The 21875-nt window shown below is 71.9% G+C and carries 22 protein-coding genes and 1 pseudogene; 14 read left to right on the top strand and 9 right to left on the bottom strand.

The window, feature by feature from the left end; all coding sequences use genetic code 11:
- Positions 1 to 267: pseudogene (locus tag AB0C16_RS36955) on the bottom strand (hypothetical protein); the annotation flags it as partial.
- Between the two features lie 215 nt (positions 268 to 482).
- On the opposite strand from AB0C16_RS36955, the gene AB0C16_RS36950 reads away from it, so the two are divergent.
- Complete coding sequence (locus tag AB0C16_RS36950; protein WP_357690248.1) at positions 483 to 1088, top strand: hypothetical protein; 606 nt, start codon at positions 483 to 485, stop codon at positions 1086 to 1088.
- 6 nt (positions 1089 to 1094) lie between these two features.
- Here the strand turns inward: AB0C16_RS36950 and AB0C16_RS36945 are convergent, their stop codons facing one another.
- The 4 genes from AB0C16_RS36945 to AB0C16_RS36930 form a co-directional block, all read right to left on the bottom strand.
- Complete coding sequence (locus AB0C16_RS36945) at positions 1095 to 2582, bottom strand: AAA family ATPase (protein ID WP_357690246.1); 1488 nt, start codon at positions 2580 to 2582, stop codon at positions 1095 to 1097.
- A gap of 108 nt (positions 2583 to 2690) precedes the next feature.
- On the bottom strand, positions 2691 to 3851 hold the full coding sequence (locus AB0C16_RS36940; RefSeq protein ID WP_357690244.1) for a M20 family metallopeptidase: 1161 nt from the start codon (positions 3849 to 3851) through the stop codon (positions 2691 to 2693).
- A complete protein-coding gene (locus tag AB0C16_RS36935) occupies positions 3848 to 5101 on the bottom strand; it encodes an amidohydrolase family protein (protein WP_357690242.1) in 1254 nt (417 codons plus the stop codon). Before AB0C16_RS36935 ends, AB0C16_RS36940 begins: the two co-directional genes overlap by 4 nt.
- Positions 5091 to 6392, bottom strand: a complete 1302-nt coding sequence (locus AB0C16_RS36930; RefSeq protein WP_357690240.1) for a glutamine synthetase family protein — start codon at positions 6390 to 6392, stop codon at positions 5091 to 5093. Before AB0C16_RS36930 ends, AB0C16_RS36935 begins: the two co-directional genes overlap by 11 nt.
- Positions 6393 to 6972: 580 nt before the next feature.
- On the opposite strand from AB0C16_RS36930, the gene AB0C16_RS36925 reads away from it, so the two are divergent.
- From AB0C16_RS36925 to AB0C16_RS36890, 8 genes are all read left to right on the top strand, one after another.
- Positions 6973 to 8280: an ABC transporter substrate-binding protein gene (locus AB0C16_RS36925; protein ID WP_357690238.1), complete on the top strand. Its 1308-nt coding sequence runs from the start codon at positions 6973 to 6975 to the stop codon at positions 8278 to 8280.
- Positions 8277 to 8426 carry a hypothetical protein gene (locus tag AB0C16_RS36920; protein ID WP_357690236.1) on the top strand — a complete coding sequence of 50 codons (150 nt, stop codon included), beginning with the start codon at positions 8277 to 8279 and terminating at the stop codon, positions 8424 to 8426. The genes AB0C16_RS36925 and AB0C16_RS36920 overlap by 4 nt, the downstream gene beginning before the upstream one ends.
- A 233-nt stretch (positions 8427 to 8659) precedes the next feature.
- A complete protein-coding gene (locus AB0C16_RS36915; RefSeq protein WP_357690234.1) occupies positions 8660 to 9424 on the top strand; it encodes an ABC transporter ATP-binding protein in 765 nt (254 codons plus the stop codon).
- Positions 9424 to 10155: an ABC transporter ATP-binding protein gene (locus AB0C16_RS36910; RefSeq protein WP_357690232.1), complete on the top strand. Its 732-nt coding sequence runs from the start codon at positions 9424 to 9426 to the stop codon at positions 10153 to 10155. Before AB0C16_RS36915 ends, AB0C16_RS36910 begins: the two co-directional genes overlap by 1 nt.
- Positions 10142 to 11017 (top strand): branched-chain amino acid ABC transporter permease, encoded by an 876-nt coding sequence (locus AB0C16_RS36905; RefSeq protein WP_357690230.1) that lies wholly within the window; start codon positions 10142 to 10144, stop codon positions 11015 to 11017. The genes AB0C16_RS36910 and AB0C16_RS36905 overlap by 14 nt, the downstream gene beginning before the upstream one ends.
- 5 nt (positions 11018 to 11022) lie before the next feature.
- Positions 11023 to 12042, top strand: coding sequence for a branched-chain amino acid ABC transporter permease (locus AB0C16_RS36900; protein WP_357690254.1), 1020 nt, complete (start codon positions 11023 to 11025; stop codon positions 12040 to 12042).
- Entirely contained in the window at positions 12039 to 13403 is a 1365-nt protein-coding gene (locus AB0C16_RS36895) for an ArgE/DapE family deacylase (RefSeq protein WP_357690228.1), read from the top strand. Before AB0C16_RS36900 ends, AB0C16_RS36895 begins: the two co-directional genes overlap by 4 nt.
- 87 nt (positions 13404 to 13490) lie before the next feature.
- Positions 13491 to 14444 (top strand): MurR/RpiR family transcriptional regulator, encoded by a 954-nt coding sequence (locus tag AB0C16_RS36890; protein ID WP_357690226.1) that lies wholly within the window; start codon positions 13491 to 13493, stop codon positions 14442 to 14444.
- Here the strand turns inward: AB0C16_RS36890 and AB0C16_RS36885 are convergent.
- On the bottom strand, positions 14410 to 14697 hold the full coding sequence (locus AB0C16_RS36885; RefSeq protein WP_357690224.1) for a DUF6879 family protein: 288 nt from the start codon (positions 14695 to 14697) through the stop codon (positions 14410 to 14412). The two genes, AB0C16_RS36890 and AB0C16_RS36885, sit on opposite strands and share 35 nt — an antisense overlap.
- A 65-nt stretch (positions 14698 to 14762) precedes the next feature.
- Here AB0C16_RS36885 and AB0C16_RS36880 point away from each other — a divergent pair, with 65 nt between their 5' ends.
- The 5 genes from AB0C16_RS36880 (at position 14763) to AB0C16_RS36860 (ending at position 18416) form a co-directional block, all read left to right on the top strand.
- Complete coding sequence (locus tag AB0C16_RS36880; RefSeq protein WP_357690222.1) at positions 14763 to 15341, top strand: sugar O-acetyltransferase; 579 nt, start codon at positions 14763 to 14765, stop codon at positions 15339 to 15341.
- A gap of 113 nt (positions 15342 to 15454) precedes the next feature.
- Positions 15455 to 16276, top strand: coding sequence for an alpha/beta hydrolase (locus AB0C16_RS36875; RefSeq protein ID WP_357690220.1), 822 nt, complete (start codon positions 15455 to 15457; stop codon positions 16274 to 16276).
- A 76-nt stretch (positions 16277 to 16352) separates the two neighbouring features.
- Positions 16353 to 17270 carry a bifunctional helix-turn-helix transcriptional regulator/GNAT family N-acetyltransferase gene (locus tag AB0C16_RS36870; protein ID WP_357690218.1) on the top strand — a complete coding sequence of 306 codons (918 nt, stop codon included), beginning with the start codon at positions 16353 to 16355 and terminating at the stop codon, positions 17268 to 17270.
- A gap of 55 nt (positions 17271 to 17325) precedes the next feature.
- Positions 17326 to 17862, top strand: a complete 537-nt coding sequence (locus AB0C16_RS36865) for a hypothetical protein (RefSeq protein WP_357690216.1) — start codon at positions 17326 to 17328, stop codon at positions 17860 to 17862.
- 44 nt (positions 17863 to 17906) lie between these two features.
- On the top strand, positions 17907 to 18416 hold the full coding sequence (locus AB0C16_RS36860; protein WP_357690214.1) for an NUDIX domain-containing protein: 510 nt from the start codon (positions 17907 to 17909) through the stop codon (positions 18414 to 18416).
- 344 nt (positions 18417 to 18760) lie between these two features.
- Here the strand turns inward: AB0C16_RS36860 and AB0C16_RS36855 are convergent, their stop codons facing one another.
- From AB0C16_RS36855 to AB0C16_RS36845, 3 genes are read right to left on the bottom strand one after another with little or no spacing between them, the layout of a single operon-like run.
- Entirely contained in the window at positions 18761 to 20062 is a 1302-nt protein-coding gene (locus tag AB0C16_RS36855; protein ID WP_357690212.1) for a nitrilase-related carbon-nitrogen hydrolase, read from the bottom strand.
- A 35-nt stretch (positions 20063 to 20097) separates the two neighbouring features.
- Positions 20098 to 20784, bottom strand: a complete 687-nt coding sequence (locus tag AB0C16_RS36850) for a response regulator transcription factor (protein ID WP_357690210.1) — start codon at positions 20782 to 20784, stop codon at positions 20098 to 20100.
- Between the two features lie 5 nt (positions 20785 to 20789).
- On the bottom strand, positions 20790 to 21836 hold the full coding sequence (locus AB0C16_RS36845) for a sensor histidine kinase (RefSeq protein ID WP_357690208.1): 1047 nt from the start codon (positions 21834 to 21836) through the stop codon (positions 20790 to 20792).
- Between the last annotated feature and the right edge of the window lie 39 nt (positions 21837 to 21875).

Genomic DNA, 21875 nt, shown 5'->3' with positions numbered 1-21875 from the left:
CCAGGCCTGTCCGGCCAGCGAGCTGAAGAAGCCGCCGAGCGCGTTCTCACCGGTGCCCTTGAGGAAGCCGGTCGTGGGGCTGCCGCCCTCGATCCAGGCGCGGTTGGCCGGAGTGGCGAAGCCCCAGCCGAAGGTCTTGTCGAGGAAAGCCCAGAGGAAGATCCAGCCGAGCGAGATCCGGGCGATCGCCCAGACGTAGTCGGCGGGGCGGCGCGCCGCGGTGCCGGTGTCGGCTGCCATGACGGGCCTGCTGGTCGTGGTGGCCATGACGGCCCCCTTTCAGTGCCGGGTTAGCGTCTTTCTCACACCACGATCACATCGTGTCCGGCGACTCCGGTGCAGTGCCGTAGGGCCTGCCCCGCAGGGACTTTGGACCTTGGCCGGCCTTGGCCGCGGCCCTGCCGAAAGTCCCTGAACGGGCGAGGCTTACGGCCCTGGCCCGACTCGGAAAGGGCGGAAGAGACTGGCGCGGGAGGTGCGAGATGAAGGCCGCGATCCGCTCCGTGATCTATTCCATGAAGTCCCGCGTGCGCAGGCATCGGCTGGACGGCAATCCCCTACGCCGCCGCGCCGACCGGCTGGAGACGGGCGGAGGCGTGGTGGCGGTGCTGCTGGTGCTGGTCAGCCTCTGGCCGGCGGTGCTCGTGGGGCGGCACTCGTACGAGACGGGGGCGCGCGAGGCGGGCACGAGCCGGCAGGTGGAGGCGACGCTGCTGGAGGACGCGCCGGCCGGCCGCCGGACCACGGGGGACGGCGCCGCGCCCGAGGTGCCGGTGAAGGCGCGGTGGACGCCCCGGGCGGGTGAGGTGCGAACGGGGCTGGTGCAGGCTCCGGCCCTGACCAGGGCCGGAACCACGGTGCGGGTGTGGCTGGACGGCGCCGGGGCTCCTACGTCCCCGCCGCTGAGCGGGACGCAGATCTGGATCCGAGCGGTGATGACGAGCGGGTTGGTGGTGCTGGTGACCGCGCTGTTGTGCGCGGGCGCGTTCGCCGCCCTCCGGTGGGTGCTCGACCGGCGCCGCCACGCCGAGTGGGACGTGGCCTGGCATCGGGCCAACCGGCACTGGCAGCATCGGCGCGAGCTGTAGCGGCGGTCAGCCGGGCTCGATCTGCGGGCGCCGGAACCTCCAGGACACCTCGCTCTCGGGCGGGTGCACGGCCGCCAGGGCGCGGTCGAGCGCCTGCTCCGGCGCGACGCCGGTGTCGATCTCGATCGCGTCCGGCCATGGCGCCATGGCGGCGGTCATGGCGGCGCCGATGGACTCGTCGGCGTCGGCGACCCCCGCCCCTCGCGCGGCGAGCCGCCGGGCGGCGATCTGCGGCATGACCGTGCACCGCAGCGTGACCATGGTGCTGGAGGTGCGGGCGGCCACCTGCGCCGCCTTGGCCCGCTGCCGGTCGTCGATCCAGGACGCGTCGAGGACGACCGGCTCGCCCAGGCCGAGCAGCCTCTCGGCGCGCGACAGCAGCTCGGCGTAGGTGCGCTCGGTGTGCGCCTGGTCGTAGATCCCCTGCTGGTAGGGCGCGCTCGCGGAGTGGAGGGGGTCGAGCCCGGCCAGCTCCTTGCGGATGCGGTCGCTGCGCAGCACCGTGTAGCCGAACCGGTCGGCGATGCCGCCGCTCAGGGTCGACTTGCCGGTGCCGGGCGAGCCGCCGACGACGACCATGGTGACCGCGCCCGCGCGCAGGTGGCCCAGGGCCAGCTCGGCCAGCCGGCGCGCCTCCCAGCCGGCGTCCACGTCGCCCTGCCAGTGGCGCAGGCAGGCGACCTTGGCCCGGACGAAAGCCCGATAGGCGACATAGTGGTGCCACAGCCCGGGTGGGGCGGGGTCTCCGGAGAACTCGACGTAGCGGCGGAGGAACAACTCGGCCAGCCGGGGCGCGCCCAGCCGTTCCAGGTCCATGGCGAGGAACGCCGCGTCGTCCAGCCCGTCGAGGAAGCGCAGGCGTTCGTCGAACTCCAGGCAGTCGAGGATCCGCGGGCCGTCGTCGAGGCAGAAGATGTCCTCGGCCAGCAGGTCGCCGTGACCGTCGACGACGCGTCCCTCGGCGATGCGGGCGTCGAAGAGGGACTCCCGGCCGTCCAGGAAGCGCAGCGTGAGCCGCTCGATCTCGTCGAGCGTCTCGGGCGGGATCGTGGCCCCGGGCAGGCCGCGGACCTGCGCGAAGCTCGCGGTCCATCGCGCGCGCAGCGCTTCCCGGCTTCCCTCGCGATCGATCTCCGGGCTGTGGCGGGACTTGGCGTGCAGCCCGGCGACCTGGCGCGCGATCCCGCGCAGTTGGTCTTCCACCTGCCCGCCCGCCCGGACGAGGGTGGCCAGCCGCCGCTCGGCGGGCATCTGGCGCATGACCACCAGGTGCTCGCACACCTGGCCGTCCGGGCCGATCACGTCGGCCACCCCCTCGTAGACGTCGGGGGCCAGCCTGCGGTTGAGCTCGACCTCCTGCCTGCACGCGGCCTGCCGGGCCCGTACGGTGGAGAAGTCGAGAAAGCCGAGGTTCACCGGCTTCTTCATCTTGTAGGCGTGCTCGCCGAGCAGGAACACCAGGGCGGCGTGCGTCTCCTTGATCGTGGTGCTCATGGCGTTCTCCCTGCGACGCGGATCCGGTCGGCACCTCCGGATGTCCCCTTTGAGCAGGTTGTCGAACCCGCCGGAAGCGCTCGGCCACAACCCGCCCGAAGCTCTCGGCTACATCGCCTCCGCTGCCGCGAGGTAGCCGGCCAGCATGGCGAGAGCCACGTTCCGTACGGCGTCGTCGTCGGGGAGGAAGCGGGAGCCGTGCAGGCGGGCGCCCGTGCCGTCGCCCACTCCGACGAACATCATCAGCCCCGGCAGCACCGCCGACAGGTAGGAGAAGTCGTCGGCCCCGAACGACTGCAGCGTCCGGGAGGGGGTGAGACCGAGCGTGCCGAGGTGGGCGCCGGCGCGGGCGGCGAGGTCGGGGTCGTTGTGCAGGACGGGCTCGCCGTGGGTGATGGTCACCGTGGCCTCGCAGCCGTGAGCCTGGGCGACGAGGCCGGCGACCTCCGTCAGCCGGGCGTGCACCCGTTCGCGCACGCCGTCGCTCATCGACCTGAGGGTGCCGCTGGCGGACGCCTCGTCCGGGACGACGTTGGGGGCGCTGCCGGCCGCCAGCGTAGAGACGCCGAGGACGGCCGAGCTGGTCGGGTCGACGTCGCGGCTGACCACCCGCTGCAGCGCGACGATGACGTGCGCGAGCGCGAGGACGGGGTCGCTGGTCAGGTGGGGATAGGCGGCGTGCCCGCCGCGCCCGTTGACGACGATGGTGAACTCGTCGGCGGCGGCGTTCACCGTGCCGGGGGTGGCGGCGACCTCGCCGCTGGGCAGCGTGGGCTGGACGTGCGCGCCGATGACGGCGGTGAGCCGCTGTCCGGCCAGCAGGGGCGACTCGGCGATGTCGCGGGCGCCGGAGGGATAGGTCTCCTCGCGGGGTTGGAGCACCGCGACGAGCGGCACCGCGTCGCGGGTGGCCTCGACCGCGCGGGAGAGCGCGACCAGGGCGGCGAGATGCACGTCGTGTCCGCAGGCGTGCATCCTGCCCGGCCGGGTGGAGGCCCAGACGACGCCGGTCTGCTCGGTCACGGCGAGCGCGTCGAGCTCGGCGCGGATGGCGACCGCGGGTCCGGGGCCGCCGACGCGCACCAGCGCGCCCGTGCCGGCCACCTTGTGCACCTCGCGGCCGGGCAGCTCGGCGAGGACCAGGTCGCGAGTGGGCTTCTCCTGCCCGGACAGGTCGGGGCGGGCGTGCAGCCGGCGGCGCAACTCACCGGCCGCGGGCAGCTCCTTCTCCAGCGCGGGCAGCAGCCGCGCGGCGAGCCGGGCGCTCATCCGGCGCGCTCCACGCCACGGACGCGCGGTGCGCCGCCCTCCGGCGAGCCGTGGACGCGCGGTGCGCCGCCCTCCGGCGAGCCGTCGCCCTGCGGCGCGTCGCCTTTCGGCAGGCCGTAGACGCGCGAAGCGTTGTCGGCGCCGATCATGGTCGCCACCCGGAGCGCGTCGGCCTCGGTCCACTCACCGGCGTCGACCCAGCGCCGCAGCGCCCGGCCGAGCCCTCGGCGGAACAGGTGGGCCCCCAGGAAGTGCAGCTCGGCGGGCCCCCAGGCGTCGGAGGAGAACAGGATCTTGGCGAACGGGGCCAGCTCCAGCGACTCGGCGATCAGGGCGTCGGAACGGCTGCCGGTGTAGTTGACGCCGAGACCGACGTCGAAGTAGACGTGCGGGAAGACCTGCGCCAGGTAGCCGGCGTTGCGGTGGTAGGGGTAGCAGTGCAGCAGCATGACGTCCACGCCGTGCGGCTCGACCAGCTTGAGCCAGCGGGTGAGCAGCAGCGGGTCGCACAATTGCAGCTCGACGTCGGGGTCGCCGTAGCCGACGTGCAGTTGCAGCGGCAGGCCGTGCTCCACGCCCGCCCAGAGGCCGAGGCGCAGCAGCACCGGGTCGTCCACCCGCCACTCCCCGCTCGCCTCGGCGGCCGCCAGCCAGCGGCCCGCGGCCTCGGCGACCTCCCGGTCCCCGGGCGGCTCGGGGTCGAAGGCGAAGCCGTGCCGGTAGGCGATGATGCTCTTCAGCCCCACCGCGCCGCCCGCGCGGCGGGCCAACTCCTCGCGGAACCTGCCGGCCAGGCCGGCGGCCGAGACACCGGAGGCGGCGGTCTCCTCCAGCACCCGTTCGAGGCGGACGACCTCGTGGGCGGGGCGGCCCGAGACGGCGGCCATCGCGGCGGGGTCGAGCACATCGTCGCCCCGGTAGCCGGTCTCCACCAGGTAGCGGCCGATGCCGCTCGCGGCCAGCAGCAGCCGGTTGACCTCGGCCGCGCCCAGCTCGGCGCGGCGGGCGAGGTAGTCCTCGGGCGAGGCGTGGGCGGGCAGTCCGAGGACGGGCGCGCACCAGCGGCGGATCGCGAACCCGATCTGGGAGTCGAACTGGGTCATGTACGCCGGGATCGGCCGGTCCGACTCGGTCACCAGCGTCTCGAACGTGGCCCGGTCGAGGTGGCCGGCCGAGGCGCCGTGCACGTGGTGGTCGACCAAGGACAGCTCGGCGAGCGCGGCTTCCAGCTCGCGGCTCTCAGTAGACATCTGCGACCTTCCGGCAGAGCTCGTGGGTGGGCAGGCCGTCGACGGTGGCCAGCTCGGCCCGCCGCACCGTGAGGAACGTGTGGAGCAGCTCGTGGGGGAACCAGCCGCGGGCGACCTCGTCGGCCTCCAGCGCGGCGAGCGCCTCCGGCAGGGAGCCGGGCAGCGGGGGCTCCCCGGCCAGGTCGGCCTCGGTGCTGGTCTCCGGCCACACCCTGGCGGGCTCGTCGCCGGCCAGCCCGGCGAGTCCGGCCCGTACGAGGACGCCCAGCACCAGCCACGGGTTGGCGGTGGCGTCGGCGGCCCGGTATTCGAGGTGCAGCTGGGCGGCCGGGTCGGCGCCGCCGATCTCGACCGTCGGGGCGATGCGCAGCAGGGCCTCCCGGTTGCGCTCGGCGAGGAAGACGCCGCCGGCGCTCCACCGGTGCGGGGTGAGCCTGAGGTAGGAGGCCGGGTTGGGCGCGGTGACGGCGACCACGGCGCCGGCGTGCCGCAGGATCCCGGCGGCGAACCTGGCCGCGGTCGACGACAGCCTGCCGGGGGCGTCGGCGTCGTACATGACCGAGCCGCCGCCGGCCAGCCGGAGCGAGAAGTGCACGTGGACGCCATTGCCGACGCCGGCGGGGTCGGCGATCGGGACGAAGGTGGCCCGCCGTCCCCGGCGGTAGGCGAGGTCGCGGACCAGCTCGCGCAGCAGCACGGCCCGGTCGGCGGCGGCCAGGCCGGTGGCGGGGCGCAGCGTGATCTCGAACTGGCCGTCGCCGAACTCGGGCAGCCAGCTCTCCGGCTCCAGCCCGGTCGCCTCCAGCAGCGCGACCAGATCGGTGCCGAACGGCTCCGCGCCGCGCAGCCGCTGGAAGGAGAACGGCGGCCACGTGTCCTGGGCCGGGCTCTGATCGTGGAGCATGAACTCGTGCTCGAAGGAGGCGTGCACCTCGAGCCCGGCGGTCTCCTTGAGGTCGTCGAGCGCGGCGGCGAGGAAACCGCGCGGGCAGCCGGGCCAGCGGGCGCCGTCGAGGCCGGTCTGGTCGGCGAGGTAGAGCCGGGTGCCGGGGGCCTGCTCGTCGGCCGGGATGTCGATGGCCGTCGCGGGGTCGGGGATCAGCCGCAGGTCGCCCACCGAGCCGAAGACGTTGTCCTCGGCCAGCTCGCCGAAGCAGCTCAGCGCCAGATTGGCGGGCACCCAGCCCACTCCGGTGCGCAGTGTGTGCTCCAGCCTGGCCGCCGGGGTGGCTCGCCCCCGAACCTGTCCCGCGAGGTCGCAGGTCGCCACAAAGACGGTCCCCGTCGTCATCGGCACTCTCTCCTCCCAGTCCGGTTCGCTCCCTTGCGAGCCGGATGGGGCCTAGTGAAACATATGATTCAAATGTATGGTCAAGACACTGATATGAAATTTATCATGCATGTTACCTAGCGGGCCTGAGAGAAACGCCCAGGTCACGCGTGCGGATGATGTTCCCGCGCGGTGCCGGCGGAAGGCGATGATGACGGAAAATCCCCTCCTGGCCGGTTCTCTGGAGCCGTCGCCATGGTCGCCGGAGCGGCCCAGGGCATCGACCACGGCATCGCGGTGGCGCCGGGCGGATCCCGACCCCTCTTTCGTCACAGAGAGTGTTCGCGACGTGGACGGCGGCTTCCTGGCCGGAACGGCCCTGCCGCCGAGCTGATCCACGTTTTGCCAGATCAAGGCTGTGACGCTGAACACATTTGAGTAACAGACATTTTACAGATCTACTCTTTGCACCAAGATGCAACGTACGTTTCAATTGCGAAAGTGACAGACCGTCGCGAGACAGGCGTGGAACGCCATCCCCCGACACAGCTCTTGCGCGCGTTCGCCCCCTCGCCCTCATCGACGCAGAGAGGCTTCACCCGTGGCCCGTTCCCCATTCCGCCGTACCCGGACCCCCATCCGGACGGTCACCGCCATCGCGGTCGCAGGCGCCCTGACCGCGCTCACCGCCTGCTCGTCCTCGACCACCTCCGCCTCCGACGGGGGCGGCGGCGAAGGCGGCGCCAAGGAGATCCAGATCGGCCTGCTCGCCCCGCTGACCGGCGGCTCCGCCTCCGACGGCCAGGGCATGAAGCAGGGCGCCGAGCTGGCCATCAAGCAGCTCAACGAGCGCGGGGGCGTCAACGGCCACACGTTCAAGCTCAAGACCGTGGACGTGCAGGGCCAGTCGAACGACGCGGTCACCAAGGGCGTGCAGACCCTCACGGACGACGACTCGGTCAAGGCGGTCATCACCGGCTACGCCTCGACCTCCAACTTCGAGATCGACGAGTTCGCGGCGGCCGAGAAGGTCTACCTCATCGGCGGCAACACCGCGCAGACCCAGGAGATCATCGAGAAGGACCCGGCCAAGTACCCGACCGTGTGGTCCATCACCCCCAACTACGACGCCTACGGCACCGAGCCGGTCGAGCTGGCCGAGTCCTGGGCCGAGCAGGACCTGTGGAAGCCGCGCAAGAAGTCGGCCTTCATCGTCCGCTCCGACAACCCCTACAGCGAGAGCATCGCCGACGGCCTGGTCAAGACGTTCAAGGCCAAGGGCTGGACGATCGCCGGCGAGGAGAAGGTGCCGTTCGGCCCGGTCAACGACTGGGGCACGATCATCGCCAAGATCCGTTCGGCGGACCCCGACTTCATCGTCAACACCGACTACCAGGTCTCCAACGAGGCCAGCTTCATGCAGCAGTTCCTGCAGAACCCCACCCAGTCGCTGGTCTTCATGCAGTACGGCCCCAACCAGCCGCAGTTCTTCGAGCTGACCAAGGACAAGGCCGAGGGCGTGCTGTTCAACAACCTCGCCGGCCTGGTGCCCGCGGCGAACTTCGCCCCGGCCTCGCAGTTGCAGAAGGACTGGAAGGCCGCGTACGGGACCGAGGACGTCGACCCGCAGGGCGTGATGACCTACGTCGAGATGATGATCTACGCCGAGGCGCTGCGCCAGGTCGGCGACCCCGACGACGCCCTCGCGATCGGCGCGGCGATCGGCAGGATCGACACCGAGCAGGCGTCCGGCCGGATCGTCTTCGACCAGGCCACCCACCTGGCCAAGCAGGGCGACGACTTCGTGCCGCTGCAGTCCTTCCAGTTCCAGGACCAGAAGCGGGTGCTGATCGCCCCTGAGAAGTACAAGTCGGGATCCTTCCAGCTGCCGCCGTGGATGAAGAAGTGACGGCGACCTGGGCCACTCCCGGCCACGACCTGGTGACGTTCCCGCACCGGATCGAGGAGATCCCGGCGGCCGGGCACGAGATCGCGGCGCACGGCTGCCACCTCCGGCGGCCGGCGGCGGGATGGACCTCCGCCCCGGCCAGGTGACCAGCGTCGCCCGGGGCGCGGCCGCATCGCCCGGCGGCGCGGCCTGGGCCGCGGGCGTCGGCCGGATGAAGCCATACGGCGTGGGCCTGCCCTTCGACGACCGACCAGCACTACCAGTGGATTGAGGGAGATATCGCGATGGCGAGCACTCTGACGGGGCGACGCGCCCTGGTCACCGGCGCCGCCGGCGGGATCGGCGCGGCCATCGCCCGCCGCGGCGCAGGGCGGTCGGCATGAGCGGCGGCATGAGCGGCGGCGGGGGCGGGGCGGCGGTGCTGCTCGCGGCCTGCGACGTCGGCAAGTCGTTCGGCAGCCTCAAGGCCGTCGACGGCGTCTCGATGGAGGTGCGCCGCGGCGAGGTGTTCGGCCTCGCGGGCCCCAACGGCGCCGGCAAGAGCACGCTGTTCAACCTGCTCACCGGCATCCCCATCCGCCCGGACACCGGCAAAGTGATCTTCGACGGCCAGGAGATCCAGCACCGCTCGCCCCGCTGGATCGCCAAGGCCGGGCTCAAGCGCACCTTCCAGACCGAGGCCGTCTTCGAGTCGCTGACCGTCATGGAGAACGTCCGCGTCGGCTCGGCCTACGGCGGCGCCGGCCGGGCCGTGCGCTGGGCCCCGGCCCGCTGCCGGGAGGCGCTGGAGGTCGTGGAGCTCGGCGGCGACCTCGACCGCCCGGCCGACGGGCTGTCGCTGATCGACCGCAAGCGCCTGATGATCGCCTGCGCGCTGGTGAGCGGGCCGTCGCTGCTGCTGCTCGACGAGCCCGCCGCCGGTCTCGACCCGGCCGACCAGGACGCCCTCATCCGGCTGCTGTCACGCATCCGCGGCTCCGGCGTCACGATGGTGATCATCGAGCATGTGCTGTCGGTGCTGGAGGCGCTGGCCGACCGGATGGCGGTGCTCGACAGCGGCCGGATCATCGTGACCGGCGGCCCGGCCGAGGTCCTGTCGGACCCGCGGGTCGTCGAAGCCTATCTGGGACCGGGAGCCGCGTGATGAGCGATCTGCTGACCGTAAAGGACCTGACCGCCGGCTACGGCCACGCCGGGGTGCTGCGCGGCATCTCGATGAGCGTCGCGGAGAACGAGGCGGTCGGGCTGCTGGGCCCCAACGGCCACGGCAAGACCACCCTGCTGCGCTGCGTCTCGGGCGTGCACCGCGCCTCGTCCGGCACGATCGCCTTCGCCGGCCGCGACACCAGGGGCAGGTCGCCGCGCGACCTGGTCAGGAGCGGTCTCGTCCACGTGCCGCAGGGCTCGCGGTTGTTCCCGCAGCTCACCGTGGAGGAGGCGCTGCGGCTCTCGGCCGCCTCCAGCGGGCACTCCGCGGCCTGGCGCGACGGCATCGACCAGGTGTTCTCCGTCTTCCCCCGGCTCAAGGAACGCCGCAGGCAGCTCACCGGCACCCTCAGCGGCGGCGAACGCCAGATGGCCAGCCTCGGCATGGGCCTGATGGCCCGGCCCACGCTGCTCATCCTCGACGAGCCCACGCTGGGCCTGTCGCCGAAGGTCAAGCACGAGCTGAGCGAGTGCATCGTACGCGTCCGCGCGGAAGTGTCGTCGATCATCCTGGTCGACGGCGACATGGAGTTGGTGCTCACCCTGACCGACCGCTACCACGTCGTCCTGCACGGCGACGTGGTCCACAGCGACGTGTCGGACAGCACCCGGAGCCGCGACGAGATGATGTCGCTCTTCCTGGGAGGGGTCGCCGATGGGCGGCATTAGTGTCATCCTGACGAGCACGCTCGTCCTCGGCGGTCTCTACCTGCTCATGGCGGCGGGCCTGACCCTGATCTGGTCCAACCTGCGGGTCTTCAACTTCGGGCACGGCGCGCTGCTCATGTTCGGCGCCTACCTGACCTGGACGGTGCTCGACGCGACCGGGCTGCCGCTCGTGGTGTCGCTGATCGGCGCGATCACCGTGATGGCGCTGATCGGCGCCGTCTACGAGTTCCTGCTGGTCAGCCCGTTCATCAGACGGCCCAACGGCGACATGCTGGTGATGGTCGCCACGCTCGCGGCGACCATGCTGCTGCAGAGCGGCGCCCAGCTGATCTGGGGTCCGCAGATCAGGCAGCTCCCACAGTTCGGGGACACGCGGGTCGAGATCGCGGGCGCCGTCGTCCAGGGCACCCAGCTGGTCACCATCGTGCTGGCGCCGCTGCTGGTGGGCCTGCTGGCGCTGGTGCTCAAACGCTCCGGCATCGGCCTGACCGTCCGGGCGCTGGAACAGAACCGCGAGCACGCCCAGCTGCTCGGCATCGCGCCGCGGCGGGTGTACCTGTTCGTGGTCATGGCCGCCGTCGCCCTGGCCACCGTGGCGGGCGCCCTGCTCGGCAGCATGCAGTTCATCTCACCGGGGATGGGCAGCGACCCGCTGCTGCGGGCGTTCGTGGTGCTCGCGTTCGGCGGCGCGGGCAGCCTGGCGGGCACCATCGCGGGCGCGTACGCGATCGGCCTGCTGGAGGCCGTCACCACCTACTACTTCGGGCTGTCCTGGAGCCCCGTCCTGGTCTTCCTCGCGATGATCGTCATCATGCTGGTCAAGCCGGAGGGGCTGCTGCGCACGCGGGTGAGGAGCGCGTGAACACCATGCCGAAACTGCGCGGCCGGCTCGGCTGGCCCGCCTACGCGATCGTCCTGGTGGCCCTGCCGCTGGTCTTCACCGACCCGCACACCCGGCTGCTGCTGATCCTCATCACGATGTACGGCGTCCTCGCCCTGAGCTGGAACCTCACCCTGGGCTTCGCCGGCATCTTCAACTTCGCCCAGATCGGGTTCTTCGGCATCGGCGCCTACACCACGGGCATCCTGGCCACCCGCACGGGCGTCGACCTCTGGCTGGCCATCCCCATCTCGGGGGTGTCTGCGATGCTGGCCTCGCTGGTGGCGTTCCTGCCGGTGCTGCGGCTGCGCGGCATCTACGTCGGCCTGGCCACGTACGTGTTCTCCCAGCTCTGCATCTACCTGGTGCTCGGCCAGGCGGGGCTGACCGGCGGGTCCAACGGCATCGTCGGCATCCCGCGGCTCAGCCTGGGCGACACCAGCCTGCGGGCCGACGGCCGGATCGGCTACTACTTCCTCGGCGCGGTGCTGCTGTTCGCCGTCACCGTGCTGGTGCGGGTGCTGACCCGCTCGACGCTCGGCATGTCGCTGGTGGCCCTGCGGGACAACGAGCCGCTGGCCACCAGCCGGGGCGTCTCCCGGGTGCGGCAGCACCTGATCGTCTTCGTGATCGGCGCGGGCGTCGCCGGCGTGGCGGGCAGCTTCAACGCCTACCTCAACGGCGTGGTCAGCACCGACATCTTCGGCTTCGGCCAGCTGACCCTGCTGCTCTGCATGATCTTCCTGGGCGGCAGCGGCAGCGTCTACGGGCCGATCGCCGGCGCCGTGGTCGTCACCCTGGTCTCCGACGCCCTGCAGGACGCGGGCGCCTGGCGCGACATCGTGGTCGCCTCGCTGATCCTCGTGGTGCTGTGGCTCGCGCCCAAGGGCCTGGCCGGCATCGCCCGTTCCGTCCTCGACTCGGTACGCGACCGGCTCCGCGGGCCCGGTGAGCCCGCGTCGCCATCCGTACCCGCCAGCTCAACCACCGTGAAGGAGACGTCATGACCGCTCAGGACCGCGACGTGACCCGCGAGGTGACCGACCAGGTCGACCGGCTCGCCGAGCGCCTGGTGTCCAGCCTGGCCGACGCGATCGCCGTGCCCAGCGTCAACCCGCGCTACCCCGGGCAGGAGTACGACAAGATCGTCGGGGCGGAGGGCGACGTCAGCGCACTGCTGGCCGACCTGTACGCCGAGGCCGGGGCCGAGGTCGCCAAGGTGACCGTGGAGAAGGGCCGCGACAACGCGTGCGGCGTCGTCCCCGGCGCCGGCGGCGGCCGGTCGCTGCTGCTCAACGGGCACGTCGACGTGGTGCCCGCGGGCCGGCTCGACAAGTGGCGCGGCGATCCGTTCCGGGCCGTGGTCACCGACGACACGGTGATCGGGCGCGGCGCGACCGACATGAAGGGCGGCCTGGTCGCGGCCGCCTACGCCGCCGTGGCCCTGCGCCGGGCCGGGGTGCGCCTGGCCGGCGACCTGGTGCTGCAGGCCGTCGTCGGCGAGGAGGTCGGCGACCATCTGGCCGGCACCACGGCGGTGCTGGAGGCGGGGTTCGGCGCGGACGCGGCCATCGTCTGCGAGCCGTCGGGGCAGGCGGGCACCCTGCCGGCGTCGGTGCCGGTGACGCCGGGCCTGCTCTGGTTCAGCATCTCCATGGAGGGCAAGACCGCCCACTCCGGCCTGCGCGGCATGACCGTGCACCCCACGCTGGAGGGCGACGCGCTCGGGGTCAACACCGTCGACAAGTTCTGGATCGTCTACCAGGCGCTGCGTTCCCTGGAGGACGAGTGGGCCCGGCACAACCGCCACCCGCTCTTCCCGCCCGGCTACTTCAACCTGCTGCCGGGCGTGCTCCAGGCCAACCCGTCGGGCATCTACGTGCCGTTCTTCCTGGCCGACGAGCTGACCGTCGAATACTGCGTCTACCACCACCCCGACCGGACCAACGAGGAGGTCATCGCCGAGATCGAGGGCCGCGTGGCCGACGCCTGCAAGTCCGACCCGTGGCTGCGCGAGCACCCGCCGGTCTTCGAGTGGAAGCTGCTGTGGCCGCCGTACTCGCTGCCCGACGACGCGCCGCTGGGCGCCGTGGTGGCCGGCGCGCACGCCGCGGCCTCCGACGGGCGGCCGCCGCTGTCGACCGGCTTCATGGGCGTCTGCGACCTGACCTGGATGGACCGCAAGGGCCTGGACGGCCTGGTGTACGGTCCTGGCGTCGGCTACACGGCTCACGCGGAGAACGAGTATGTCGAGATCGCCCAGCTCGTCCAGTCGGCCAAGACCTACGCGCTGGCCGCGATCGAGTGGTGCGGGCTCGCGGACCCCGCGGACCCCGCGGACCCCGCGGAGCGTGCGGACGGCCGTTGACCGGCGTTCTCTTTTCCGGCGCGCCGTGGCATGATCCGTTGCCGGCGGCGCGCCCCCGGAGTCGCCGACCGTCCTCTAGGAGGCAGGGTGTCCCCCCCAACTGAGCCCCGCACCGTCGCGGCGCAACTGCGCGACGTGCTGCCGCAGCTGCCGCGTGCGGAGCAGCGGGTGGCCCGCGCCCTCCTGGCGGGCTACCCGACCGCCGGTCTGGAGCCGCTGGCGATCGTCGCCGGCCTGGCCCAGACCAGCCCGGCGACCGTGCTGCGGCTGGCCTACCGGCTCGGGTTCGACGGCTACCCCGAGCTCCAGCAGGCGCTCAAGCGCGAGACCCAGCAGCGCTACTCCTCTCCCCTGGCCCAGTACGGCTCCGCCGGTGCCGGTGACGAGGTGGGCCCCGACGGCGTGCTCGGCAGGTCACGCCAGGTGCTGCTGGAAGCCACGGCCATGACCTTCGACCAGGTGCCCGAGGGTGAGCTGACCAGGGCGGCCGAGCTGCTGGCCGACCCGAGCCGCCGTGTCTCGGCGGCCGGCGGCCGGTTCAGCACGATCCTGGCCCACTACCTCGTCGCCCACCTGCAGCAGTTGCGGTCCGGCGCCACCTACATCGCCGGGTCCACCGCCGACCACGCCGCCCACCTGCTCGACATGGGCCGGCGTGACGTGCTGGTGCTCTTCGACTACCGGCGCTACCAGCGTGAGACCGTCGCCTTCGCCAACGCCGCCGCGGCCCGCAACGTCAAGATCGTGCTGCTGACCGACCCGTGGCTGTCGCCGATCTCGGCCGTGGCCGACGTCGTGCTGCCCGCGCAGGTCCGCTCGCCCTCGCCGTTCGACTCGCTGACCCCGGCGGTCGCGCTGCTCGAAACCCTGATCGCGGCGGTGGTCGAGCAGCTGGGCGAGGCCGGCCGGGCCCGGGTGGCCGAGTACGACCAGATGGCCGACGACGTCCTGCGCGAGGACGACCGGGCTCCCGCCGATCAACCGCCCACCGAGCTGACCACCGCCGTCAGTAGGGCAGGGCGGCGCGCATCTGGTCGGTGATGACGGGCGGGCGCAGCGGCGCCACCTCCCGCTCGTGGTAGCCGGTCAGATCCTCGGCCCGGCCGTAGAGGCCGATGAGCGCTTCCAGGGCGGGGCCGATCGCGTCGGGGTCGGTCACCCGGCGGGCTCCGGTGTGGCCGCCGATGCCGTCGTACAGGACCTCGTAGCAGAGCGAGGCGGAGAAGATCACCAGCTCGGGCAGCGGGGCGGCGGCTTCGGCAAGGCCGGTGCGCGGACCCCGGCGACACCGCACACCCAGCCACGACACCGGTGAGGAGTGGCGTGGCGGAGCGAAGCCCAAAGCGTACGTTCGTCCCTATGGTTGATTACTTCGCTGGAGATCCACGCACCAACCGCGAGCGCATGCTGGCCGGCGACCTCTACATAGCCGACGACCCTGAGCTGGACACCGCCGCCAGGCGCGCGGTCGCGCTCACGCACCGCTACGCCGAGGTCTACTCCGCCGACCCCGACGGCGCGCGTCCCATCCTGGAGGAGCTGCTCGGCTCGATCGCGCCCAGCGCGCACATCAAGCCGCCCCTGTACGTCGACTACGGCTCGCACATCACCATCGGCGAGAACACGTTCGCCAACTACGGCCTGACCGCCCTGGACGTGGCCCCCATCACGATCGGCGCCGACGTGCAGATCGGCCCGCACGTCCAGTTGCTCACCCCCACCCACCCGCTGGACCCCGAGCAGCGGCGCGCCAAGCTGGAGGCGGCCGAGCCGATCGTGATCGGCGACAACGTCTGGCTCGGCGGCGGCGTGATCGTGCTGGCCGGGGTCACCATCGGTCACGACAGCGTCCTCGGCGCCGGCGCCGTCGTCACCGGTGACATCCCGGCCGGCGTGGCGGCCGTGGGCATCCCGGCCAGAGTGGTCCGCTACCTCTGACGGCCCGCTGGACAGAACCTGTCCGCGAAGGCGTGTTCATCCTCGTCAACGGGAATTCATGCGCTTTGAGCGTCACGTCGGGGAGACACCAGTCACATCGGGGGAGACACCACATGCCTTACGTCACGACCGGCCAGGAGAACTCCGGCCCCATCGAGATCTACTACGAGGACCACGGCGCCGGCACACCCGTCGTGCTGATCCACGGCTTCCCGCTGGACTGCCACTCGTGGGAGAAGCAGGTGCCGCCCCTGCTGGAGGCCGGCCACCGCGTCATCGCCTACGACCGGCGCGGCTTCGGCCGCTCCAGCCAGCCGACCACGGGCTACGACTACGACACCTTCGCGGCCGACCTCAACACCCTGATGGAGCGGCTCGACCTGCGCGACGTCGTCCTGGTCGGCTTCTCCATGGGCACCGGCGAGGTCACCCGCTACCTCGGCACGCACGGCTCCGGCCGGGTCCGCAAGGCGGTGCTGCTCGCCCCGCTCCAGCCCTACCTGGTCGACGAGCGGGGCGGCATCGACCCGAGCGTGCTGGACGGCATCCAGAAGTCCATCGCCGCCGACCGGTACGCGTACCTGAAGACGTTCCTCGACGACTTCTACAACGTCGACGTCCTCAGCGGCGAGCGGATCAGCGAGGAGGCGTGGCAGGCGAGCTGGAACGTGGCCGCGGCGGCGTCGGCCAAGGGCACGTACGACTGCGTCCCGACCTGGGGCACGGACTTCCGCGGCGATCTGCCCAAGATCGACGTGCCGGTGCTGGTGATGCAGGGCGACGAGGACCGAATCCTGCCGATCGACTCCACCGGCAAGCGGCTGGGCGGGCTCATCAAGGACCTGCGGTTCGAGGTCGTCGAGGGCGGTCCGCACAACATCGGCTGGACCCATCCCGAGCAGGTCAACCGGACCCTGGTGGAGTTCGCCCGCTGACGACCGCCGTCTCCGCGACGCCGGGCAGCGTCGCGGGGACTCGCCGTCCGGCAAATCTCTGACTAAGGTCAGAGATATGGAGAACATGGCGATACGGCGGGTGCGGTCCTTCAACCGCACCGTCACCCAGCGGATCGGCGCCCTGTACGACGAGTACCTGGCCCGCGAGCGACCCATCGGCGCCTCGCGGGTGCTGTGGGAGATCGGCGAGGCCGGCGCGGACGTACGGACCCTACGGGTCGGGCTCGACCTGGACTCCGGCTATCTCAGCCGCCTGCTGCGCACACTGGAGCAGCAGGGGCTCGTCGTGGTCGAGCCGGGCTCACCGGACAAGAGGGTGCGCACTGTCCGCCTCACCCCGGCCGGCCTCGCCGAACGGCGGGAGCTGGATCGGCTCAGCGACGAGTTGGCCCGGTCGCTGCTCGACTCGCTGAGCGACACGCAGCAGGCCCGGCTGGTGGAGGCCATGGGCGAGGTCGAGCGGCTCCTCACCGCCGGCCTGGTCGAGGTCGCCACCGAGGACCCTTCGAGCGCCGCCGCCCGATTCTGCCTCCAGTCGTACGCCGCCGAGCTCGACACCCGCTTCGACGCCGGGTTCGACCCCGATCGCAGCATCCCCGCCGGGGCCGCCGAGCTGACCGAACCCGCCGGGCTGCTGCTCCTCGCCCGGCTCCGGGGAGAGCCCATCGGCTGCGGCGCGCTGAAGTTCCACGGCTCCGCGCCTGCCGAGATCAAGCGCATGTGGGTCTCGCCGGCGGCCCGCGGGCTCGGCGTCGGCAGGCGGATCCTGCGCGAGCTCGAACTGCGGGCGCGGCGGCGAGGCGTCGGCGCCCTCCGGCTGGAGACCAACCGGGCCCTGCGCGAGGCCGTCAACCTCTACCGGTCGGCGGGCTTCGAGGAAGTCGCCCCGTTCAACGACGAGCCCTACGCCCACCACTGGTTCGAGAAGCGGCTCGAGAAGCGGCTCGAGACGCGGCTCCGGGACGCGGATTGAAGCCGGTCGCCGGGATGTTCATACTGCGATAGACACCCGAATTAGGAGGGTTTTCGTGCTTTACGTCTTCGGCTTCGAGCGCATCGGCGTCGCCGTCAGCGACATCTACTTCGTCGACCCCAACCCGGACAAGGGTCAGGAGGGCGCCGAGCGGGGCGTACGTCTCGAAGTGCGGATGATCGAACAAGGCCGGTTGAGGGGATCCATCTACTCGGCCCGCCCCATCGAGGTCGACCAGCCCATCTGGCGCGTCGACCTGCTGGAGTCGGTCGCCGGGCAGCCCGGCAGCTTCGACCGGACCCACCATCACCCCACCTTCACCGGCTGGGAGCCCGGGTCACGCGTGTTCGACAGGGAGCTGTCGAGCGACCCCCTCGGCTGGCTGGCCGGCAAGCTGACGGACCTGGACGGCGTGCTGGATCGGGCGGGGATCGATCGCGACGACGTGATCGCGGCGGACGTGGCCGAGCTTCGCGCGTCGGTCCCCGAGATCCTCGACAGCGTCGACCGGCTGCTCACCAGGGTGCGCAAGGGAGAGCTCGGCCAGCCACCCGCCGACGAGGCGGACAGCGTCCGGGCCAGCTGGCTGTAGGCGCGGGCCCGGTTCGAGGCGAGCCGGTGACTAGGCTCCCTGGCATGCCCGAAGTGATCTCACGCCCCACCGCCCGCGTGCTGATGGTCGACGACCGTGACCGGATCTTCCTGTTTCGCGGCCTGGGTCCCACCAAGAAGCCTGCCCTGGCCTGGTTCACGCCGGGCGGCGGTGTCGAGCCCGGCGAGGCGCTGCCCGTGGCCGCGTCCCGCGAGCTGCGCGAGGAGACCGGGCACCTGGTCGCCCCCGACGCGTTCGGGCCGGTGGTGGCCGTCAGCTCCGGCCACTGGGTCAGCGACGACGACCGGTTGTTCCACGCGCACGACTCCTACTTCTTCCTGCGCGTCCCGGAGCTGACCGTGGACACCTCCGCCATGGAACAGCTCGAACGCTCCCTGCTCGACACGTTCCGCTGGTGGACCCTGCCCGACCTCCGGGCCACCGGCGAACGCGTCATCCCGTTCGACCTGCCCGACCTGCTCGAACGTCTCCTCCAGGGCGACCACCCCGCCGAACCGGTGATCCTCCCCTGGCACCACCCGGCTCAGGACTGACGGGAGGGAGTGCCGTCCGGCTCGACGCGGCGGGCGACCTGCCGCCCGTCTGGCGAGAGGCGTACGACGCCGCTCCCCGGCATCTGTTCGCCCCGGAGCGCGGGTGGGCGACACCGGATGGCGGCGGCGCCGGGCTCGCCCTCTACCGGCACGACTACGAGCGGGCCGGGAGCAAGGACGGCCCGTGGGAGGAGCCCGACCTGCCCGATCTCGGCTTCGCCCCCACGGTGAAGGTCGCGATCGTGTTCGACGAGGAGGACGGCCTCGCTCGAATGGGAGTGCGGGGAGGCTTGGGCGTTCGAACAGGCGATGGGGCTCGTCTGGTACTGCCGAGACCAACCCGGTCATGAGCCGGATGGGCCGACTACCCTGGAACGTCTCTTGGCGATCAGGCCCAGGGCCGGCAGCAGCAGCCCCGCCGAGGCCCAGGCGGCCCAGTCGCCCAGGGCGGTGTAGAGGGTGGCCGAGCCCTCGCTGGGCAGGGTGGCCCTGACCATGGTCATGCCGGTCTTGTCGCTGGCGGCCTCGGCCACGATGCGACCTCGGTTGTCGCTCACTGTCAACCTGCCCTCGCGGGCGGTGCGGGCCACCGCCAGGCCGTTCTCCACGCCGCGCACCACGGCCATCCGGCTGTGCAGCCAGGCGTCCTCGTCGAAGTCCCAGGCGGGGGCGAGGAGGGCGGCCACGCCCGCCTCGCCGTACTGCCTGACCAAGTCGGGGAAGTCCATGTCCTTGCAGATGATGAGGCCGAGGCGGTCGCCGTCGAGGAAGGCGAGGCTGGTGCCGGGCTGGAAGTCCCGCTCCAGCCCGGGGATCATGTGGTGCTTGTTGTAGCGCACGCCGGAGGGGTAGCTCACCGCGCTGTTGGTCTCGATGGCGATCCCGACGACCACCTCCGCGCCCGGCCGGGCGAAAGGCAGGTCGGCGCTTTTGAAGACCTTCTCGGGCAGGACCACGATCTCCGCGCCTCCGGCCACGGCGGCGTCGACGGCCTTGCCGTACCTGGTGACGAGGTCCTCGGGGTTGTCGGTGGCGAGCAGCGCGACGGCCCGCCCGCCCGTCTCGGCGGGTACGGCCAGCCGGACGAAACCGTGGCCCAGCACGAGGGCCACCACCGCGCCCGCCACCCACAGCCGTCTGGCCGCGACCAGCGAGGCGGGCACGAAGAGCAGCAGGAAGGTGATGCCCCACACCCCGGTGACCGAGGCGGTCTGCAGCACGGGCAGGGCGTCGGCCTGCGTGTAGGCCAGGCTCCACCAGGCACCGTGCGGTGCCGCCAGGCTCATGGCGTACTCGGTGCTGACCCACACAGCCGGTACGGCTGCCGCCGCGAGGAGCGGCTTGCCGCGGGCCAGCAGGGTGCGGAAGAGCAGCACGCCCGCGCCGTAGAGGAGGGCGGGCCCGACGATGAGGCCGGCGGCCAGCGGCGCGGGCATCTCCAGGGTCTGAGTGAAGTACGGCCACATCTGCACCTGCCCGCCGAGCCAGGCGAGGGTCCCGGAGGCGAAAGCCGTACCCCTGCCAGAGCGGCGAGCCAGGAACAGAACGGGTAGCGGTGCCAGCCAGGTGAGCCACCAGATTGGGTGGAGGCCGGTGCCGAAGTGCATCAGAGCGGCGGAGGCGAGGGTGAGGAGGATTCGTTCCATGCCGAGAATCGTGCTTTTCCCGGCCCTGCGGCGCGTCAGTCGCGGGTGCGATCTCCGGTGTCACTCTCACCGGCGATCACCAGGCCGGACTCGTAGGCGAGCACTGCGGCCTGGACCCGGTCGCGCAGGTCGAGCTTGGTGAGCACGCGGCTGACGTGCGTCTTGACGGTGTGCTCGGTGACCACCAACCGCCGGGCGATCTCCGCGTTCGACAGGCCGCGCGCGACCAGCTTCAGCGTCTCGCGCTCTCGTTCGGTCAGCGCGTCCAGCCTGGCCGCGAGCCGGGGGGCGACGCCGTGCGCGGGCTTGCGCACCAGGTCCTCGAGCAGCCGTCTGGTGGCCGCCGGGGACAGCAGGGCCTCACCGGCGGCGACGGTCCGCACGGCGTGGGCCAACTCGTCGCGCCGGATGTCCTTCAGCAGGAAGCCGCTCGCCCCCGCCCGGACCGCGTCGTAGACATACTCGTCGAGGTCGAACATGGTCAGCACGAGCACCTTGGCGGCGGTCGTGGCGCAGATCTCCCTGGTGGCCTCGATGCCGTTCTTGACCGGCATGCGCACGTCCATCAGGACCACGTCGGGCAGCAGTTGCCTGGTCCTGGCGACCGCCTCCTCGCCGTCGGCGGCCTCTCCGACCACTTCCATGTCCGGCTGCGCGCCGAGGATGAGGCCGAACCCCGCGCGGAAGAGGTCCTGATCGTCGGCGATGAGCACCCGTAACATGCGGGCTATTCAAGCGGAAAGTCGGCTCTCACCACGAATCCGCCGCCCTGTCCTGGTCCGGCGCTGAGCGTGCCACCGCAGGCCGCCGCCCGTTCCCGCATCCCGGTCAGGCCGTGACCGCCTCCGGTCGGCGCCGTTCCCCGCCCGTCGTCGGCGATCTCCGCCGCGAGGGTGTCTCCCCAGGTCAGAGTCACGCGTACGGCACGCGTCCCGGCATGCTTGCGCACGTTGGTGAGCGCTTCCTGGACGATCCGGTAGACCGCGGCCTCCACACTCTCCGGAACCGGGCGCGGGGTACCGCCGGTGGCGCTCACCACGTCCAGGCCACTGCGTTCGAGCAGCTCGGGGAGGTTGGCCAGCTGGGGCTGCCGGTCGCTCTGCCCCGGGCTTCGCAGGGCCGTCAGCAGGCCGCGCAGCTCCGCCAGCGCGCTCCTGCCCGTGTCTGCGATCGTGCCGAAGACCGCATCCGCCTTGTCCGGGTCGCTGCGCACCACCACCGGGCCAGCCTCCGCCTGGACCACCATCAGTCCCACGGAGTGGGTGACGATGTCGTGCATGTCCCGCGCGATCCGGGTGCGTTCCTCGGCCGCCGCGGCTCTGTGCTCCTGCTCACGACGGCGGGCCCGCTCGGCCAGCTCGGCGGCGCGGGAGCGGCTGGCCCGTACGCTGGTGCCCAGCGCATAGGCGGCCACGAAGGCGGTTCCCACCACACGATAGGTCTCGCCGCTCTCCCGGGGCAGCGCCAGAGAGGCTCCGACGGCGGCCACCACGACCGGGATTGCGGCCAGGCGTTTCCAGGTGGGGCTCAGCTCGGCGATCGTGTACACGGCCAGCAGCGGGCCGAAGGGCAGGAAGGGTTTCTCCCACGTCACCAGCACCGACATCGCGACGCCGACCACGATCCCCACCGTCATGGGCGCGCGCGTGCGCCACCACACCGGTGCCGACGCCAGCAGGCCGAGGGCGATGATCCACCACGGTTTGGGGTCAGGCACGAGCAGCGGGCCCACCGTGGCCAGCGTCACGGCCACCGCGAGAATCCTGTCGAGCATCCGCCCATTATCGGGATTCCTCCCGCTTTGACCGTCACT

Source organism: Nonomuraea sp. NPDC048916 (assembly GCF_040649575.1).
Classification (GTDB): Bacteria; Actinomycetota; Actinomycetes; order Streptosporangiales; family Streptosporangiaceae; genus Nonomuraea.
This window is presented reverse-complemented; position numbering and strand designations above follow the sequence as displayed.

Bases quoted from the DNA above. Each gene is read 5' to 3' on its own strand.
- AB0C16_RS36935 (WP_357690242.1), bottom strand. From the start codon at position 5,101: ATGTCTACTGAGAGCCGCGAGCTGGAAGCCGCGCTCGCCGAGCTGTCC.
- AB0C16_RS36880 (WP_357690222.1), top strand. From the start codon at position 14,763: ATGGTTGATTACTTCGCTGGAGATCCACGCACCAACCGCGAGCGCATG.
- AB0C16_RS36845 (WP_357690208.1), bottom strand. From the start codon at position 21,836: ATGCTCGACAGGATTCTCGCGGTGGCCGTGACGCTGGCCACGGTGGGC.
- AB0C16_RS36930 (WP_357690240.1), bottom strand. From the start codon at position 6,392: ATGACGACGGGGACCGTCTTTGTGGCGACCTGCGACCTCGCGGGACAG.
- AB0C16_RS36875 (WP_357690220.1), top strand. From the start codon at position 15,455: ATGCCTTACGTCACGACCGGCCAGGAGAACTCCGGCCCCATCGAGATC.
- AB0C16_RS36855 (WP_357690212.1), bottom strand. From the start codon at position 20,062: ATGGAACGAATCCTCCTCACCCTCGCCTCCGCCGCTCTGATGCACTTC.
- AB0C16_RS36910 (WP_357690232.1), top strand. From the start codon at position 9,424: ATGAGCGATCTGCTGACCGTAAAGGACCTGACCGCCGGCTACGGCCAC.
- AB0C16_RS36900 (WP_357690254.1), top strand. From the start codon at position 11,023: ATGCCGAAACTGCGCGGCCGGCTCGGCTGGCCCGCCTACGCGATCGTC.
- AB0C16_RS36950 (WP_357690248.1), top strand. From the start codon at position 483: ATGAAGGCCGCGATCCGCTCCGTGATCTATTCCATGAAGTCCCGCGTG.
- AB0C16_RS36850 (WP_357690210.1), bottom strand. From the start codon at position 20,784: ATGTTACGGGTGCTCATCGCCGACGATCAGGACCTCTTCCGCGCGGGG.
- AB0C16_RS36945 (WP_357690246.1), bottom strand. From the start codon at position 2,582: ATGAGCACCACGATCAAGGAGACGCACGCCGCCCTGGTGTTCCTGCTC.
- AB0C16_RS36860 (WP_357690214.1), top strand. From the start codon at position 17,907: ATGCCCGAAGTGATCTCACGCCCCACCGCCCGCGTGCTGATGGTCGAC.
- AB0C16_RS36895 (WP_357690228.1), top strand. From the start codon at position 12,039: ATGACCGCTCAGGACCGCGACGTGACCCGCGAGGTGACCGACCAGGTC.
- AB0C16_RS36915 (WP_357690234.1), top strand. From the start codon at position 8,660: ATGAGCGGCGGCATGAGCGGCGGCGGGGGCGGGGCGGCGGTGCTGCTC.
- AB0C16_RS36940 (WP_357690244.1), bottom strand. From the start codon at position 3,851: ATGAGCGCCCGGCTCGCCGCGCGGCTGCTGCCCGCGCTGGAGAAGGAG.
- AB0C16_RS36870 (WP_357690218.1), top strand. From the start codon at position 16,353: ATGGAGAACATGGCGATACGGCGGGTGCGGTCCTTCAACCGCACCGTC.
- AB0C16_RS36905 (WP_357690230.1), top strand. From the start codon at position 10,142: ATGGGCGGCATTAGTGTCATCCTGACGAGCACGCTCGTCCTCGGCGGT.